The organism is Myxococcus sp. CA023, assembly GCF_010998615.1.
GTDB lineage: Bacteria > Myxococcota > Myxococcia > Myxococcales > Myxococcaceae > Myxococcus.
Genome location: NZ_JAAEAH010000021.1, coordinates 75,212 through 90,569, shown reverse-complemented (window position 1 = coordinate 90,569; position 15,358 = coordinate 75,212). Strand labels below are relative to the sequence as shown.

Sequence of the window (15,358 nt, the reverse complement as noted above, 5' to 3'; positions counted from 1 at the left end):
TGGGCTCCAGACGTCCTTTCGTGAAAAAGGATGAAGTTGCGTGAGGCAACCGCGGAGGTGACGTGCGCGTGAAACCACCCCGCGGGGTCGGGTCACCGCCGGGGTTCCGGCAGGGTGCCGGGTTTCCGGCAGGTCCGCCGCACGGCCCTCCGGCACACGGGCGGCGCCGGGTATCGGCATGGGACTTGCCGGGGCTGGTCCCCGTTCATGCGTGCAGCGATTCGTGCCGGGCCAGCATCTCGACGAACTGTTCGATTCGCCGAGCCCGCGTCTCCGCCTTCTTCGCGGTGTGGACGCGCCACAGGATGGCGTACCGGTTCGCCGCGTTGAGCGTGGCGAAGAACGCGGCCGCCTTCGCATTCGCGGCCAGGGCGCGGGCCAGGTCCTCGGGCACGGTGGCCTTGCTCTGGGACTCGTAGGCGGCGTCCCAGCGGCCATCCTGCTTGGCGAGCGCCACGGCCTCCAGGCCCGATGGCTTCATCCGGCCCGCGGCGATGAGCGTTTCCACCTTCTCGCAGTTGATCTTGGACCAGACGCTCTTCGCGCCCCGGGGAGTGAACTTCTGGAGCCACGCGGTGTCATCGAAGGCGTTCTTCTGACCGTCAATCCAGCCCCACTCGAGCGCGACATCGACCGCTTCGGCGTAGGTGACGGATTCGATGCCCGAGCCCTTCTTCGCCAACTTCAACCAGAGGCCGCGCGACGAGGCATGGTTCGCTTCGAGCCAGGACGCCCATTCCGCGGGCGACGCGAAGGCAATCGTGGGGAGCTCAGCGGCGGGGGCCTTCTTCGCGGCGGCCTTCTTCGTCGGACTCATGGCGGCGTCAGCGGATAGCACGGGCCGCCAGCGCCCTGCCAACAACCTACGGAGGACTCTCCGCCGCCGTCTTCGTGTCGCCTCCACCGCCCAGCAGCTTCTCCTTCAATGAGCGCAGGCCCTTGCCGCCAGCGGCCCGCACGCCCTCGAAGGAATCCCCCGCCGCGCGGGCGAAGTCGTCCATGGAGCGCTGCGCGAGGCCTTGACGGACCCGGTCCATCCACAGGACGGGCGCCAGGACCTGCCCTGCCCGCTCCGGTCCCAGGAGCGTGACGAGGATCTTCTCCGGGCCCCCTGCTCTCGCCACGAGCGCCTGTCCCAGGATGGCGGCGGCCCGCGCCTGGAGGAAGATGGGCAGCCGTTCGCCGTGCTTGCGCATCGCATCCGCGCTGGCCTGGATGTCACGCCGCTCGGTCTCGCCCAGGTACGGACTCTTCGCCAGGGTGTCGAGGTAGCGCGCGGATTCGTCGTAGCGCTCCCGGCGGAAGTGGATGAAGGCCCAGCCCCACCACGTCAGCTCATTCTCGATGCCAAGCTTCTCCAGGGAGCCCAGGCCCCGCTCGAGGTCGTCCTCCGCCGCACGCTCGCGCTTGAGACCCATGCGGTTCCAGGCCCGCAGGAAGTAGCCCGTGGCGAGCAGCGTCTCGCGAACCTGTGCCGGCGCGGCATCCCGCATCGCTGGAAAGTCGCTGGCGGGCATCGCCTCGGCTTCGGACAGGAACGCATTCAGCTCCTCCTCGGCCGCGTAGTGATAGCCCGCGCCGCAGAAGGCCATCCCCCGGCTGCCGCGAACCGACACGCGCAGCCCTGGCGGCCACGCGGGCTGAGGCGTGGCGCGCGACAGCTCATAGAGCACCAGGTCGGTCGCGGGGACACGGTTGCCCGAGTCCGCCGCATCCAGCACGAACCACAGCGCGGAGAGGAACGCGTGCTCCTGGCCCGCGTCGTAGCCCGGCAGCGGAGGCGGCTGGTCCGGCTGAAAGCGGTTCCACAGGAGGGGGAACTCGTCTTCGTCGCGCTGCTCCAGCGTCTTCTTGGCCTTGTAGAACGCGACGCCCAGGTCCAGGTACGCCTTCGCCACACGGAGCGCTTCTTCCTCGGAGGCAGCCTTCGCCGGCAGCTCCCGCGTGTCCGCCAGCGTCTGCCAGAGCGCGGCGATCTCAGCGGGAGCGTTCGGCTGACCTTCCGCGCGCATCGTCAGCTTGAGCGCCCGGTACGGGACCAGCGAGTAGGCGTCGCGAATGCGCGCTTCGATTTCCTCCCGCTCCAGTGCGGCTCGCTCCGCATCGGACTTGCGGCAGCCGCCCAGGACCGTCAGCAGCATCACGGCGATGACGCGTCCCAGAATGCGTGGAGCCGATCGTGGCGTGGAGACCTGGTTCACCCCGTCCTTCGCGTCCTTGTTCATCGGGAAAGGAAGGTATCACGGCGACCTTGGCGTACCCATGCCCCTGCCCCCTTCGGAGCCGACACAGGCAGATGGTGGCGCGCGACGGGCCCGTGGATTACAGCGCCGCCAGCATGACTCATCTAGCTGCGGCTTCCGGGCTCTCCATCTTCCAACATCGAGACTTCCGCTTCTATCTGCTGGCGCGCCTGTGCGCGGTGCTGGCCGTCCAGATTGAGTCGGTGGCCATTGGCTGGCAGGTCTACGAGCTCACGGGCAGCGCACTCGCGCTCGGATACACGGGGCTGGCGCAGTTCGTGCCGTTCCTGTCGCTGTGTCTGGTGGGCGGCCAGGTGGCGGACCGCGTGGATCGGCGGACCATCCTGGCGGTGTGTCAGACGGTGATGCTGGTCTGCAGCCTGCTGCTGCTCGCCTTCACCTTGGGCCATATCCGCGACGTGCGCTTCGTCTATGGCGTCCTGGTGCTCTTCGGCGCGGCGCGCGCGTTCCATGCCCCGGCGGGCTCCGCGCTCACCCCGCATCTGGTGCCGCCCGAGCAACTGACTCGCGCGGTGGCCATCAACTCCACCACGTGGCAGGTGGCCACCATTGGCGGCCCGGCTGTGGGCGGCATCCTTTATGGCTGGGCCGGCGCCACGGGGGCCTACACGGCCTCCGCGGTGTTGTGCGCCCTCTCCGTCATCTGGATTCTCGTCCTCAAGGTGCGGACCGGGCGCGCGTCCGCCGAGCCGCTCTCCCTGTCGACCCTGGTCGCGGGACTCGGCTTCGTTCGACGGCAGCGCCTGCTGCTGGGCAGCATCACCCTGGACCTGTTCGCCGTGCTCTTCGGTGGCGCGGTGGCGCTCCTGCCCATCTATGCGCGGGACATCCTGCACACGGGGCCATGGGGCCTGGGGCTGCTGCGCTGTGCGCCCGCGTTCGGCGCCGCGGTGGTGGCCGTCTTCCTGGCCATGCGGCCCATGGGCGGCAACACCGGCCGGAAGATGTTCATCGCGGTCGCCATCTTCGGCGCGGCCACGCTCGTCTTCGGGATGAGCCGCTCGTTGCCCCTGTCGCTGGCGGCGCTGGCGATAGCAGGCGCCGCGGACATGATCAGCGTCGTGGTCCGCCACACGCTGGAGTTGATGGCCACCCCGGACGACATGCGCGGCCGCGTGGGCGCGGTGAACATGATGGCCATTGGCGCCTCCAACGAACTGGGCGAGTTCCGCGCGGGCGGGTTCGCCGAGTACATGGGCGCCGTACCCGCGGTGGTCGCGGGAGCGGTGGGCACGCTGGCGGTGGTCGCGCTCTGGGCGTGGGCCTTTCCCGAGCTGCGGCGGGTGGACCGCCTGGAGTCCTTCGCGAGGACGAAGGAGCCTCCAGCGGCGCCCGCGAGTTGATGTCCCGCGATGCTCAAGCCTGCGCGCCGTCGTAGCTGACGCGCAGGCCGCGATGGGTCACGGTGATGAGGGGGCGGCCCAGCCAGCCACAATGGCGGCACACGGCGCTGGGACCGGAGGCGGTGACGCGCACGGGCAGGTCCGCCGCGCAGACGGGGCACCCCTCGGGAAGCGTGTAGTCACGCGAGGTTGCGTTCACTTCGGTCATGTATTTCAGGTAACGCAGCCGCGCGTCGCCGCAAGCCGCCGGCCAGGCGTGCTGGCGTGCAGACTGTCCTGGGCACGTCTGGCGGTCCGCCGGGAGGACCGTGCCGCGGTCACTACCGCGAGGACCGCGATACCCGGTGGAGGTCCGCCGGTGCCCGGAGTAAGGGGGGCAAACATGCCCCTTCGCCTCGTGAAACGACTTGCCCGGGACTGGTTCCTGCTGGGGATGTTCGGCGCCGTCATCCTGGCCGCGCTCTTCCCGGAGTTCGGCGCGTCGGGCGGACCGATGCACGCGGACGTCGTCGCCGACGTGGGCATCTTCGCGGTGTTCCTGCTCCACGGCCTGGGCCTGCCCGCGGCCCAGCTCCGCGCGGGCGTGGTGACGTGGCGCGTCCACGTGGTGGTCCAGGCCTTCACATTCGTTGTGTTTCCACTGCTGTGGTGGCTGGGCGACGTGCTGGTGGGCCGCTGGATGCCAGCGGACCTGTCGCTGGGGCTGCTCTATCTCTGCGCGGTGCCGTCGACCATCTCCTCCTCGGTCGCGATGACGGGCGTCGCCCGAGGCAACGTGCCCGCCGCCATCTTCAACGCCAGCCTGTCCAGCCTGCTGGGCATCGTGTTGACGCCGCTCATCATCGGCCTGTTCGCCAGCGCCACCGGGCACTCCCTCTCCATGGGCCAGGCCATCCTCAAGCTGTCGACCCTCCTGCTGCTCCCCCTGGCACTGGGGCAATTGCTGCGCCCGCTGGTGGGCGGCTGGTTCGCCCGCTACCGGCCTTACACGAATGCCTTCGACCGGGTGGTGATCCTGGTCCTCGTCTATTCGTCGTTCTGTGACTCGATCGCCTCGGGCCTGTTCTCCGACTACGGTGCGGCGGTGCTGGGCGTGGCCTTCGTGGGCGCGGTGCTCATCCTGGCCATCGTGCTGATGCTGACCACGCGGACGGCTCGGGCGCTGGGCTTCTCGAAGGAGGACGAAATCACGGTGGTCTTCTGTGGGTCGAAGAAGACACTGGCCTCAGGTGTGCCCATGGCGCGGCTGCTCTTCGGCGCCAATCCCGCCCTGGGGCTCATCGTCCTGCCGTTGATGTTCTATCACCAGGCCCAGCTCCTCGTGTGCTCGCTCCTGGCGGAACGCTACGCGAAGCGCCCGGCGGGATACCCTGCCGCGTAGGCCTCGGTGCACATCCCCGGCGGACCGGCACTGTGGTAGGTGCGCAGACCACGTATGTCAGAGCCGCACAGAACGTCAGGGGCCTGGCTTGACCCGGCCGGTACAGCCCGGGCTGGAATGCACTCCATGGCCGAACGACTCGTCTTCCCGCCCATCGTGGAAGGGCTCTTCGTCCGGGGACTCTCCGGGCGGGTGACGCCCCTGCTCAAAGAGCAGTTGCGAAGCGAGGGACTGGACCTGGACCGGCCACTCCTCCCTGCCTACTCCCTGGAGTCGTGGATTCGCTGTGTCACGCTGACAGCGAAGGCGCTGCACCCCCACGAGCCCGACGAGGTGGCGTGGCGGATGCTCGGCGAGCGGATGATTGACGGTTACCGCGACACGCTGATGGGCCGCGCCCTGCTCGGGGTGATGAAGCTGCTGGGGCCCTGGCGGATGCTGTCGAAGGCACAGCACGGATTCCGGACGAGCAACAACTACACCGAGGTCCGCATCACGGAGACGGGACCGACGGAGGCCGAGGTCTGGCTCAACGAGCCCGGAATGCTGCGCTACTTCAAGCAGGGCGTCATGCTCGCCATGTCCCGGGCCGCCGGTGGCGTGGCCGCGTCGGTGGATGTCCGCACCTTCGACGAACACTGCGTCACGTACCGCGTCTCCTGGAAGGACTCGGGCCGCTGAGGCGGCTTGCCCTGGGGGGCGCCCCTCTGCGACGGTAGTCCGCGATGGCGCTCTGGCGCCATTGGTGAGGGGGGACGATATGCCGTCGAGCGAGCGCGCCAATCTTCCGCGCTGGAAGGGGCAGCAAGGCTTCTTCGAAATCTGGTTTCTGTGTGTGCTCGACCCTGGGGGCGAGCGCGCCTGGTGGTTCCGCTACACGATTTTCACCCCAGCGCCGGGAGCCCCCGGTGAGCCACGCGCCCTGCTGTGGGCGGCGGCCTTCGACTGCGCCACCGCCACGCCCGCGCTGGGACTGAAGGCCATCCATCCCCTCTCCCGCTTCTCCACCGAGGACTCGGGCCGCTTCGGCATCCGGATTGGTGACGCGGAGCTGGCCCCGGGCCGGTGCCATGGCCGCGTCGCCTCGGGAGGCCATTCCATCGAATGGGATTTGCGCTACACGCCGGAGACCGCGGAGGCGGTGCGACGTGCTCCTCGGGGCGCCGACCTGCTTCCACTTACGACGCACGTGGCCCATGCCCATGACGACATCGCCTTCACCGGCGCCGTCACCGTGGACGGGCACCGGTATGACGTCCAGGGCGCGCCGGGGCTCCAGAAGCACCTGTGGGGACACCGTCGGCTGGAGGAGCTGACGTGGCTCTACGTGCCACGCTTCCAGGAGGACCCAGAGGCCCGCCTGGAGGTGCTGTCCGTGCGCTCCCGCCAGCATCCGCTCAGTCCCCGGCTGTCGCCCATCTACCTGCGCACCGCGCGACGGCAACACCGGTTCCACGAGGCCCCGGACATGCTGTTCACGCGCCTGCAGTCGCCACAGCCGGGTGAGCTGTGCTTCCAGGCCCGCTCGGCCACCGTGGCCGTGAAGGGCCGCGCGTGGTGCGATCCCAAGACACTGGTGGGCTACGTCTACCGGGACCCGACGGGCTGGGACGTCCACGTGGCCCAGAGCGACGTGGCCACCTGTGAGCTGGAGCGCTTCACCCGCCCCCATCCCTTCGCGGCGTGGAGACCGGACGGACGGCTCACGTCCACCGTGGGCGCCCTGGAGTTCCACGCGCCCGAGCCCCTGGAGGGCGTGCGCTACATCGGATGGGATGAGACGTCTGTCTCGGAGGCACCGGGCGAGGCACCGCCCGCCGTGGCCGAAGGCGCGTAGCGGCGCGAGTGCTCAGGGCGCCGTATCCGGTCAGGCCATGGCCTCCAACGCGTCGCGTATCACCGGATACGCATCCTGCGACGCAGTGCTTCCCATGAAGGTGTCCAGGTGGCCGTACCCCGCCAGAACCTTCCGCCGGTAATACGACGCACCGTTCTCTTCGCGCAGCCACTCGTAGGTGAGCTCCGTGGACGCGGGCATGTACGTGCCATTCTGTTCTCCGGACACGAAGGTGATGGGACGCTTCAAGTGCTCCGCGCGCAGGTACGACGGCGGCCGCTCACGGCCATAGCGCCGGAGGTTCTCTTCCCGGCCATGGTCGAAGCCCACCGCGTAGCCCGAGCGGGCCATCTGCGCCAGGTGACGGAACGTCAGCATGTTGCAAGGGCCGAACTGCTCGTCGAGCCGGTCATGCGTCTCCCGATTGATGCGCGCGTGCCGGAAGAGCTGCCCGTACATGAACGTCAGACGACGGCAGACGGTGCTGTCGCATTCATGGCGGAACAGGTCCACGAAGGTGCCGAAGGCCGCCTGGAACAAGGGGCTGCTCGGGTCCTCGTCCGGCGTCAGGTAGTCGCGGGTGATGTCCAGCACATCCGGCAACCGCAGCATCGCCTTGAGCTGCGTCGAAGGCGGGACGATGTGGTGCAGCGCCACCTGCGAGGCGACCACGCTCTGGACGTCCGGCAGCAGCCCCGCCGCCATCGCCATGAAGAACGTCGCCGAGCCCGCGCAGTGCACCACCGCCTGCACGGAGTCCGCGCCGGTGCGCTCGCGGACCCGCCGGACAGCGGCGGGCATGTCGTGGCGGGCGGCGTCATCCAGCGTGAACTGCCGCAGCGGCAGCTCCACGCTGGCGCGCCAGTCCAGAAGCCAGGTGTCGTAGCCGTGGCGCACCAGGTGCTGCACGAAGTTCTCCTGCACCGTGGGCAGCATGAACATGCCGCTCCACACCCCCGCGCCATGGACGAGGAGGACAGGCCCCTTCGCGCCGCCCTGGTAACGCGTGAGCTGCAACGGCACGCCGTCGCCCGCGGGAAAGTCGTGCCTTTCGGCGGAGGGAAGCGTGTTCATGAAGCGCTCCTCGAATGGGATGAGAATCCGTGCACCACGGCCTCGGCGATGCGCTCGGCCACCGCGCTGATGGTCATCACCGGGTGAAAGCCGATGGCTGTCGGGATGACGGAGCCGTCCGCCACGTGCAGCCCGGGATAGTGGAAGACCTCTCCCTCGGTGGACACCACGCCGCGCTCGGGAGCTTCCGCCAGATGTGCACCGCCAAGCGAATGCACCGTGAATGGCCGCTTGAAGAGCTGCCAGGTGACCAGCGGCGCGAAGCTGGCACCGTACTGGGCCGCCAGGTCCCGCATCGCGTCCGTCATCCGCCGCACCAACTCCGCGTTCTCCCCGGCGAAGTCCCACGACACGTCGAGCTGCCCGTCATCAAGGTGCATCCGGCCGTTGGCGTTGTCCTGGCCGATGCCAAACAGGGTGGACGTGCGAGCCGCATCCACGTCGGCACGCATGGGCCGGCTCATCAGCCCCTTCTTGAGCGCCGCGTGAACGGCTGGGCCCAGGCAGGTCCACAGCGGTGCCCCCAGGCCCTGGAGCCGTCCGAGGTTCGGCTGCCCCAGGCCCGCGAGAACTTCCGTGGCGGGTTGGTTGAACGTGGCCGTCACCAGCGTGAAGCGCGGCTGCCGGTCGGTGAAGCGCATCACGGTGGACACGTCGGGGCCCACCCAGGGCTGGATGTCCTCGCGCGCGCCCTGCATCGACGCCAGGAAGTCCCCGTTGCCCGAATAGCCATGGCCCAGCCGCCGGCTCACCCGAGGCAGCGTCCGCGCGACGTCCCGGCTGCGCAGCAATATCTCCACCGTGCCCAGCGTCCCCGCGGCCAGCACCACCCGCGAGCCCTCCACGGTGTGCCGCTCCCCCGACACCAGGTCCTGGCAGTGGACGCGGTACCCCTCCCGCACCGGCTCCACGTGGGAGACGAGCGTACGGGCCAGGACCAGAGCCCCCTGTGCCTCCGCCCGCGCCAGGTACGTCAGGTCCATGGTGTTCTTCGCGCCGTGCTGGCAGCCGAACTCGCACTCGGCGCAGAGCTGGCACACGCGCCGGCCCGGTCCCGGTGGCTCCGAGAAGGCGACGGCCACGGGCGGGTCGAATGTCTCGCGCCCCATGCCCCGGGCCGCACGCTGGAAGAGGTCGCGCTTGCGCAGCGGAATCGAGGGCGGCACCGGATTCAACCGCAGCTCCCGCGCCACCTTGTCGAAGTAAGGCTCCAGCGAGTCCCGGCGGTACGTCCGGGGCCAGCGCGGGTCCTCGAACACCTCGGCGTCCGGCCGCACGTGGACGTTGGCGTAGATGAGCGAGCCGCCGCCGACGCCGCTGGCCGTCACCGTGCCGATGCCGGACAGGAAGCGCACGTCATAGAGGCCCTGCGCCTTGCGCCGCGTGGCATGGCGCCAGAGCACCTCGTCCGTTCGCGTCACGTCCCGGGGAAAGTCACCGGGCCGGTAGCGCTTGCCGCGCTCCAGGACCAGCACGGACTTGCCCGCGTGGGCCAGGCGCAGCGCGCTGATGGAGCCCCCAAAACCGGAGCCCACGACGACCACGTCGTACCGCGATGCCTTCGCCACGATGCGCCTCTCTTATTCAAGCTTGGTTCGCGCGAAGACGTCCCAGAGGTTGCCCATGAACATGCTCCCAAAACGCTTCAGGGCCTGGGCCTTCGCCAGCGGTGACGTCGTTCCCAGCACGGCGAAGGTCGTGAGCTGCTGCAGGAAGTCCGGCATGGCCAGACGGATGATGCCGCTGGCTACCGCGGGTGCATGCCGGTCGCTGCCCCGGCGGATGACGGTGTAGAGCGTGGACGTGTCCGACCACATGTCGAAGCCGTTGTCGTCCCGGACATGCTTGTAGCCATCCAGCAGGTACTGCTGGCCGTCCATGCCGGTGAAGGGCAGCAGGTAGAGCATCCGCCGCTCGTAGTAGCTGTCCGTGTCCACGAAGAGGTTGAAGACTCCGTGCTCCACCTTCGCTCCGCCAGGAGGCGTGAGGCCGTGGACATGGACGGTGCCTTGCGCGATGCCTGAATGGGCCTTCTCCGCGAGGAAGCGGTCCAGGTTGGGCAAGGTGATGGTGAGGATGAACTCGGCCACCCTGCCCTCTGACTTGCCCTCCTCCTCGGCGCCCGCGTAATCCGTGTCCGGCAGGTGGCCGTGATTGATGAAGCCGCGCATCCGCTCGGTGAAGCGCAGCCCCACCACAGGCGTTGGCGACAACACCGTGCCTCCCTCTGGAATCACCACGCTCCGCATCGGGTCCTCTCTTGGCACCACCCGCGTGGGTGCCACACTCGTGCTCATCCGCATCGACGCGCGGAACGGTTCCGGCGCCGCCCGGCCCGAAGCCGCTCCGGCCCGATCAGGGGCGGTCCAGGTGGGGTTCCCCAGCACCTGGCGGATGGCGGCCTCGACGTTGCGCTCCGCCACCGCGGCGATGGTGGATGACGGGTTCACCCCGGTGCTCGCGGGCAGCGCGGCGCCATCCAGCACGTACAGCCCAGGGTGGCCGTGCACCTCACCGTCCGGGGTCAGCACACCGTAGGCCGGCTCCTCCGCCATGGTGCAGCCGCCCAGGTTGTGGACGGACACGGGGATGTGAAGCCGATCCCACAGGGGGTTGAAGACGGCGCGCGCCCCGAGCGCCCGAGCGATGTCCTGGCAGATCTGCTCCTGCGTCCGGTACAGCGGCAGGTTGGAAGGCACGTCCCAGCGCACCTCCATGTCCCGAGTCAAAGGCCGCAGCGCGAGCCGCCCGTTGGAACGGTCCCTTCCCATGGCCAGGAACACGGCCTGGAAGCGCCCGCGCTCCTTGCCCATGACGGTTTCAGGTTTGGATCGCCGGCGCATGGCGCGGACCAGTTGCTTCTGGAGCAGGTCCGCGGGGACACGGAAGTCCCGGCCCATGTCCAGCACCTGAAGCAGCCCCGCCGCCTGCCCGGGGTGCCCGCCCTCCTGGAAGAGGAACCACGTCTTGTCCGCCCCCTGCCCCTGGTCCACCACCAGGCTGGTGGTGATGGTGGGGCCCTCCGATGGGTCCCACACCTCGCGCGTCTCGAAGGCGAAGGCCAGGAAGTCGCCGTTGGCCGAATAGCGGCACCCCAGCCGGTCGCTGATGCGCGGGAGCGTGCCCCACTGGTCACGGCAGCGCAGCAGCAGCTCCGTGGTGTTCACCGTGCCGGCGCACAGGAACACGCGGCGGGCCTCCACGGTGCGCTCGGCGCCGCCCGCGGCATGGTCGGTATAGGTGACGCGATAGCCCGCGGGAGACAGCGGTTCGATTCGCGTGGCCTCCGCCTGGGTGGTCATCTCCGCGCCCTGCTGTTCAGCGACGGCCAGGTAATTGAGGTCCAGCGTGTTCTTCGCGCGGACGTTGCATCCGATGTCGCATTCGCCGCAGTAGTTGCAGCCCTCCTGGGAGACGCCGAACTTGTTGGGCATCGGCTCGCCAGCGGGGGCGAAGCGCACGGCGAGGTCCGGGTAGAAGAACTGCTGCTCGCGGCCCAGCTTGCGCGCGACCTCCCGCATCCGCTTCGCCTTGGTGGGCAGGCCACGCGCGGACGCGGTGATGGGCTGGAGGTCCAGCATGTACGCGACCAGGTCGTAGTACGGATCCAACGCAGCGCGGCTGTAGCCCTCCGGCCAGTCTGTGTCGAAGGTCTCCGCGGGCGGGCGCAGGTGGACGTTGGCGTAGATGAGCGAGCCGCCGCCGTAGCCCGCGGCCTGGACAATGCTCATCCCCGGCAGCAGCTTCACGTCGAAGAGGCCCTGGCTGTACCGCCACAGCCAGCCATTGAGCGGGTTGCTCCAGTCGCGGGGAAAGCTCCCCTTCGGGTAGCGCAGGCCCCGCTCCAGGACGCGCACGGTCAGGCCCGCCTGTGCCAGCCGGCAAGCCGCCACCGCTCCCCCAAAGCCGGTGCCAATGACCAGCGCGTCGTACGTCGGCGCCATGTTCCCCCTCGTCGAGACCTGTCCCCGCGGCAGGTTTCAACTGACACCTTATTAACGCACGAGGGTCTGATCCTTCGACCTCCACCCATCCGGGGAACCCAACCCCTTGGAATCGTTGTTACCAAAAGGGGCTGGGCGTGGGCGCCGAAGCTCAGTAGGCGTTGTGCTGCTTGCACTCCCCCTTCGGACGGAACGGCAAGGCCCACAGCTCGCGTCCAGTCTTTCCGTCATCCGCCGAGAAGAACACGTCCCAGCCCGAGCGCACGAAGTCGCGCGGCGACGAGGATGCGCTCCCGTGCGCCAGACCTCGCAGCGCCTTCGTGCCCGAACGGGTGCCATCGCTCACCCAGGGTTCGTGTCCATGCACCCCATCGCTCGCGGAGAAGAACAGCGTGCCTTCAATGGAGGCCAGCGCTTCGGGATCCGATGAGCTACCACCGGGCGCCAGATCCTTGAAGAGCCTGGTCCCCGAACCGGTGCCGTTGCTCACCCAGAGTTCACGTCCCTCTCCGGAGCCATCATTCGCGGCGAAGAAGACTCGCGACTTCAGAACCGCCAGAGAGCTCGGTGAGGAGCTCATGGGCCCTGGCCAGATGTCCTTCACCAGCTTCGTGCTTGAGGTCGAGCCGTTGCTGCTCCAGAGCTCCTCACCCTCTGGCTCACCTGCCCCGGCGCTGAAGACGACACGCGAGCCCAGTGCGACCAGGTCGTGCGGATACTCTCCGTAGAAGTACCGCAACTGTTGCGTGTTCGAGGCGGCTCCATCCGTCTTCCACAGGCTGGCTTCGCCCTCGTCGTTATCCACGAGGAAATAGAGGCGCGACTTCACAGCCAGCAAGTCGAAGATGACGTTATCTCCTACCCGACTGAGGACGGGAATGGCACCTGGCACTCCGGTGCTACGCCAGAGATGAGTCTCATCGCGCCAGGGGCTCCGCTTGGACGCGACGAAGTAGAAGGCCTCGTTACCCACGCGAACGAAGCTATCCGGGTAGGAGCTGGCGGGTCCGGGCTCGATGTCCTCGACGAGGTACGTCCCCGCGTCCGTTCCATCACTGCGCCACAGCTCGTATCCGTGCACGCCGTCGTTCGCGCCGAAGTACAGGACACCACCGAACTCAACCAGCACGGGCGCGTTCAGCCAGTGGAAGGGGTCGGGACGGCGAATCCCATCCTCCGGCCCCGGGTAGATGTCCTTCACCAGGTACGTTCCGGCCGACGTCCCGTCGGTCACCCACAACTCGTAGCCGTGGACGCCGTCATCCGCGGCGAAGAACACCCGGTTCCCCACCCGAGTGAGATTCGAAATCTCCGACCCCGCCAGCCCTGGGTAGATGTCCTTCACCAGCGACGTGCCGCTTCCTTCCGTTCCGCTGCTTCGCCACAACTCGCGTCCATGCACCCCGTCGTCCGCCGTGAAGAAGAGGACTCGGTCGCCGTGGATCAGATCGGCCGGATTGGACCCCACGGGGCCAGGGTGGATGTCCGCCAATCGAACGGCCTCCTTCCCGCACAACTCCCACTTCTGACTCAGGGCGGACTCCTGACTCGTGAAGTCGGCATCATCGACTTCGGTGCCACAACCTGCGGCGCCCAGGAGAATGAGCAGTGGAAGATGGGGCTTCATGACGGCCTCCGTTGAGGGCGCGGTCCATCCGCGCCGAATCCGGAGGGTGAGAGTCATGCGTACCCGCATCCACCTGCGCAGGGGTGGCACTCAGCAGGTGGAAAGCGACAGTCGCGCACGCGGCGCGGGCGGAGACAGCGGCGCTCCAGCCAGGCACGGCGACTGCACTGGCGAACGTCCGCGCATGGCGCCGAAGCCCTGCTCCAGGCGCACGCAACCCGCGGCATGTGCAACGCCCTTGCACCGGCAGACATGACGACACGTCGGGCACGCACGCGCCGGACACAACGTCACACGAGGTCACAACTCAAAGATGAATCCAACCCAGCAGAAGCTGAACGCTCGGCGTCGTCACGCTCGCGGATTTACGCTGATTGAAATCATGGTCGTCATCACCATCCTCGGACTCATCGCCGCGGCGGTGGGCGTCTCCGTGATGTCGAACCTGGAGGAGGCCAAGCAGAAGACCGCCGCCCTGGACATCAAGACATTGGAGACGGGGCTCAAGCTCCACTACATGAAGACCGGCAGCTTCCCGGAGACCCAGGCCGGCCTGGAAGAACTCCTCCAGGCGCGCTCGCTGGAGCGACTGCCCAAGGACCCGTGGAACCGCGACTACGTGTACATGAATGAGGGCGGCAGCCCTGTCATCCTGTCGTACGGCGCGGACGGTGTCCCAGGGGGAGAAGGCAGCGACGCGGACATCTCCTCCAAGATGGAGTCGCCATCCGCGAGCGCGGCCCGCCGCCCCAAGGGGCTCCGTTAGTCCGAGCCCTCGAGCACGTCAGCGGCCCGCCGCCACGCGCGCGAAGTGGTGTGCGAGGCGGTGCAGCACCTCCGTGTTGTCGGCCTCGGCCGCCTTCAGCTTGGGCAGCTGCGCCTTCAGTTCCTGGAGGTTCTTCCCGCGCTGTTGGAGGCTGTCCGCCTCAAGGTCAATCCATCGCCCCATCTCGCTGGCGGTCAGCTCCAGGTGGAACTGGAAGCCGTAGGACGCGCCCAGCCGGAAGGCCTGCTGGGTGTACCGGTCCGTTGACGCCAGCAACGTGGCGTCCGGGACGGGCGCATAGGAATCACCGTGCCAGTGCGCCACCACCGTGCGCAGACGGGCCCCGGACAGCACGGGGTCCTTCTGCGCCTCCGGCGTCCATCGCACCGGGCCCACGCCCACCTCGAAGCCATTCTTCCCGGGGAACACGTCCGCGCCCGCCGCCGCCGCGAGCATCTGGGCGCCCAGGCAGAAGCCCAGGCATGGGCGCTCGTAGGCGAGCCGCTCCATGAGGATGCCCAGCTCCTGCCGCAGGAAGGGATGCTGCTCGGATTCGTAGACGGCCATGCGGCCGCCCATGACGACCAGCAGCTCCGCGTCCACGTCCTCCCGGCGCACGGCGCGGAAGCGGTTCACCAGCGTGAAGCCCGCCGCCTGCAACACCGGCCCCAGCAAGCCGGGCCCTTCGTGCTCCTCGTGCTGGAACACCACCGCGCGCATCGACGTCACCTCCAAAGCCGCGGGCGCCCTGCCCGCCGGCTCAATCGTATTCGCAGGACGTGCAGATGTTGAGGCAGGTCCCCACCTGCTCTCTGTACTCCTTCACACACTCCTGGTTGGAGGCGCAGTTCACGTCGCTGGTACAGCCCGGCTCGCAATAGCTGAGCGTGGCGTCCGCGCAGTACTGCCCCGGCTGGCAGGGGTCATCGCCCATGAAATCCCCGCACTCGGTGTACCCGGGCTGAAGGGGCGCCATGACACAGGCGCTGCTTCCCAGCGCGAGCAGGGCAATGACGGCGGGCCAGAGACGGGTACGCATCGAAATACCTTTCGGGAGCAAGCGGAGGATGCCCGCTTGCTCTCGACGGCCGTCCGAGCGCCGTATTCACGGCCCGTGCGTCG

At 68.4% G+C, this 15,358-nt stretch carries 14 protein-coding genes; 5 read left to right on the top strand and 9 right to left on the bottom strand.

The window, feature by feature from the left end; genetic code table 11:
• Positions 1–205: 205 nt before the first annotated feature.
• Together F8M74_RS11810 and F8M74_RS11805 are read right to left on the bottom strand one after the other, a co-directional pair.
• On the bottom strand, positions 206–817 hold the full coding sequence (locus F8M74_RS11810) for a YdeI family protein (RefSeq protein WP_141256512.1): 612 nt from the start codon (positions 815–817) through the stop codon (positions 206–208).
• A gap of 46 nt (positions 818–863) precedes the next feature.
• Positions 864–2,225, bottom strand: coding sequence for a hypothetical protein (locus F8M74_RS11805; protein WP_141256511.1), 1,362 nt, complete (start codon positions 2,223–2,225; stop codon positions 864–866).
• Positions 2,226–2,299: 74 nt separating this feature from the next.
• Between F8M74_RS11805 and F8M74_RS11800 the strand changes: the two genes are divergently transcribed.
• Positions 2,300–3,607, top strand: a complete 1,308-nt coding sequence (locus tag F8M74_RS11800) for an MFS transporter (RefSeq protein WP_141256524.1) — start codon at positions 2,300–2,302, stop codon at positions 3,605–3,607.
• Between the two features lie 13 nt (positions 3,608–3,620).
• On the opposite strand, the gene F8M74_RS11795 is transcribed toward F8M74_RS11800, so the two are convergent.
• Positions 3,621–3,815, bottom strand: a complete 195-nt coding sequence (locus F8M74_RS11795) for a hypothetical protein (protein ID WP_140796509.1) — start codon at positions 3,813–3,815, stop codon at positions 3,621–3,623.
• A 174-nt stretch (positions 3,816–3,989) separates the two neighbouring features.
• Between F8M74_RS11795 and F8M74_RS11790 the strand changes: the two genes are divergently transcribed.
• The 3 genes from F8M74_RS11790 to F8M74_RS11780 all read left to right on the top strand — a co-directional run bounded on the left by F8M74_RS11790 (position 3,990) and on the right by F8M74_RS11780 (position 6,825).
• Positions 3,990–4,988, top strand: coding sequence for a bile acid:sodium symporter family protein (locus F8M74_RS11790; RefSeq protein ID WP_141256510.1), 999 nt, complete (start codon positions 3,990–3,992; stop codon positions 4,986–4,988).
• Positions 4,989–5,114: 126 nt separating this feature from the next.
• Positions 5,115–5,669 carry a DUF2378 family protein gene (locus F8M74_RS11785; RefSeq protein ID WP_216620137.1) on the top strand — a complete coding sequence of 185 codons (555 nt, stop codon included), beginning with the start codon at positions 5,115–5,117 and terminating at the stop codon, positions 5,667–5,669.
• Positions 5,670–5,748: 79 nt separating this feature from the next.
• Positions 5,749–6,825, top strand: coding sequence for a hypothetical protein (locus F8M74_RS11780; protein WP_171410294.1), 1,077 nt, complete (start codon positions 5,749–5,751; stop codon positions 6,823–6,825).
• Positions 6,826–6,855: 30 nt separating this feature from the next.
• On the opposite strand, the gene F8M74_RS11775 is transcribed toward F8M74_RS11780, so the two are convergent.
• The 4 genes from F8M74_RS11775 to F8M74_RS11760 all read right to left on the bottom strand — a co-directional run bounded on the left by F8M74_RS11775 (position 6,856) and on the right by F8M74_RS11760 (position 13,470).
• A complete protein-coding gene (locus F8M74_RS11775; RefSeq protein ID WP_141256507.1) occupies positions 6,856–7,899 on the bottom strand; it encodes an alpha/beta fold hydrolase in 1,044 nt (347 codons plus the stop codon).
• A complete protein-coding gene (locus F8M74_RS11770; protein WP_141256506.1) occupies positions 7,896–9,467 on the bottom strand; it encodes a GMC family oxidoreductase N-terminal domain-containing protein in 1,572 nt (523 codons plus the stop codon). The genes F8M74_RS11775 and F8M74_RS11770 overlap by 4 nt, the downstream gene beginning before the upstream one ends.
• 12 nt (positions 9,468–9,479) lie before the next feature.
• Positions 9,480–11,843: a GMC oxidoreductase gene (locus F8M74_RS11765; RefSeq protein WP_141256505.1), complete on the bottom strand. Its 2,364-nt coding sequence runs from the start codon at positions 11,841–11,843 to the stop codon at positions 9,480–9,482.
• A 151-nt stretch (positions 11,844–11,994) separates the two neighbouring features.
• Positions 11,995–13,470, bottom strand: coding sequence for an ELWxxDGT repeat protein (locus F8M74_RS11760; protein ID WP_141256504.1), 1,476 nt, complete (start codon positions 13,468–13,470; stop codon positions 11,995–11,997).
• 313 nt (positions 13,471–13,783) lie between these two features.
• Between F8M74_RS11760 and gspG the strand changes: the two genes are divergently transcribed.
• The gene (gene gspG, locus F8M74_RS11755) at positions 13,784–14,236 is read left to right on the top strand and encodes a type II secretion system major pseudopilin GspG (protein ID WP_141256503.1); all 453 of its coding nucleotides are present in this window, start codon (positions 13,784–13,786) and stop codon (positions 14,234–14,236) included.
• An 18-nt stretch (positions 14,237–14,254) separates the two neighbouring features.
• Here gspG and F8M74_RS11750 read toward each other — a convergent pair whose 3' ends face one another.
• Both F8M74_RS11750 and F8M74_RS11745 read right to left on the bottom strand, forming a co-directional pair.
• Positions 14,255–14,956, bottom strand: coding sequence for a glutamine amidotransferase (locus F8M74_RS11750; protein ID WP_141256502.1), 702 nt, complete (start codon positions 14,954–14,956; stop codon positions 14,255–14,257).
• A gap of 40 nt (positions 14,957–14,996) precedes the next feature.
• Positions 14,997–15,275, bottom strand: a complete 279-nt coding sequence (locus F8M74_RS11745) for a hypothetical protein (RefSeq protein WP_228559753.1) — start codon at positions 15,273–15,275, stop codon at positions 14,997–14,999.
• Between the last annotated feature and the right edge of the window lie 83 nt (positions 15,276–15,358).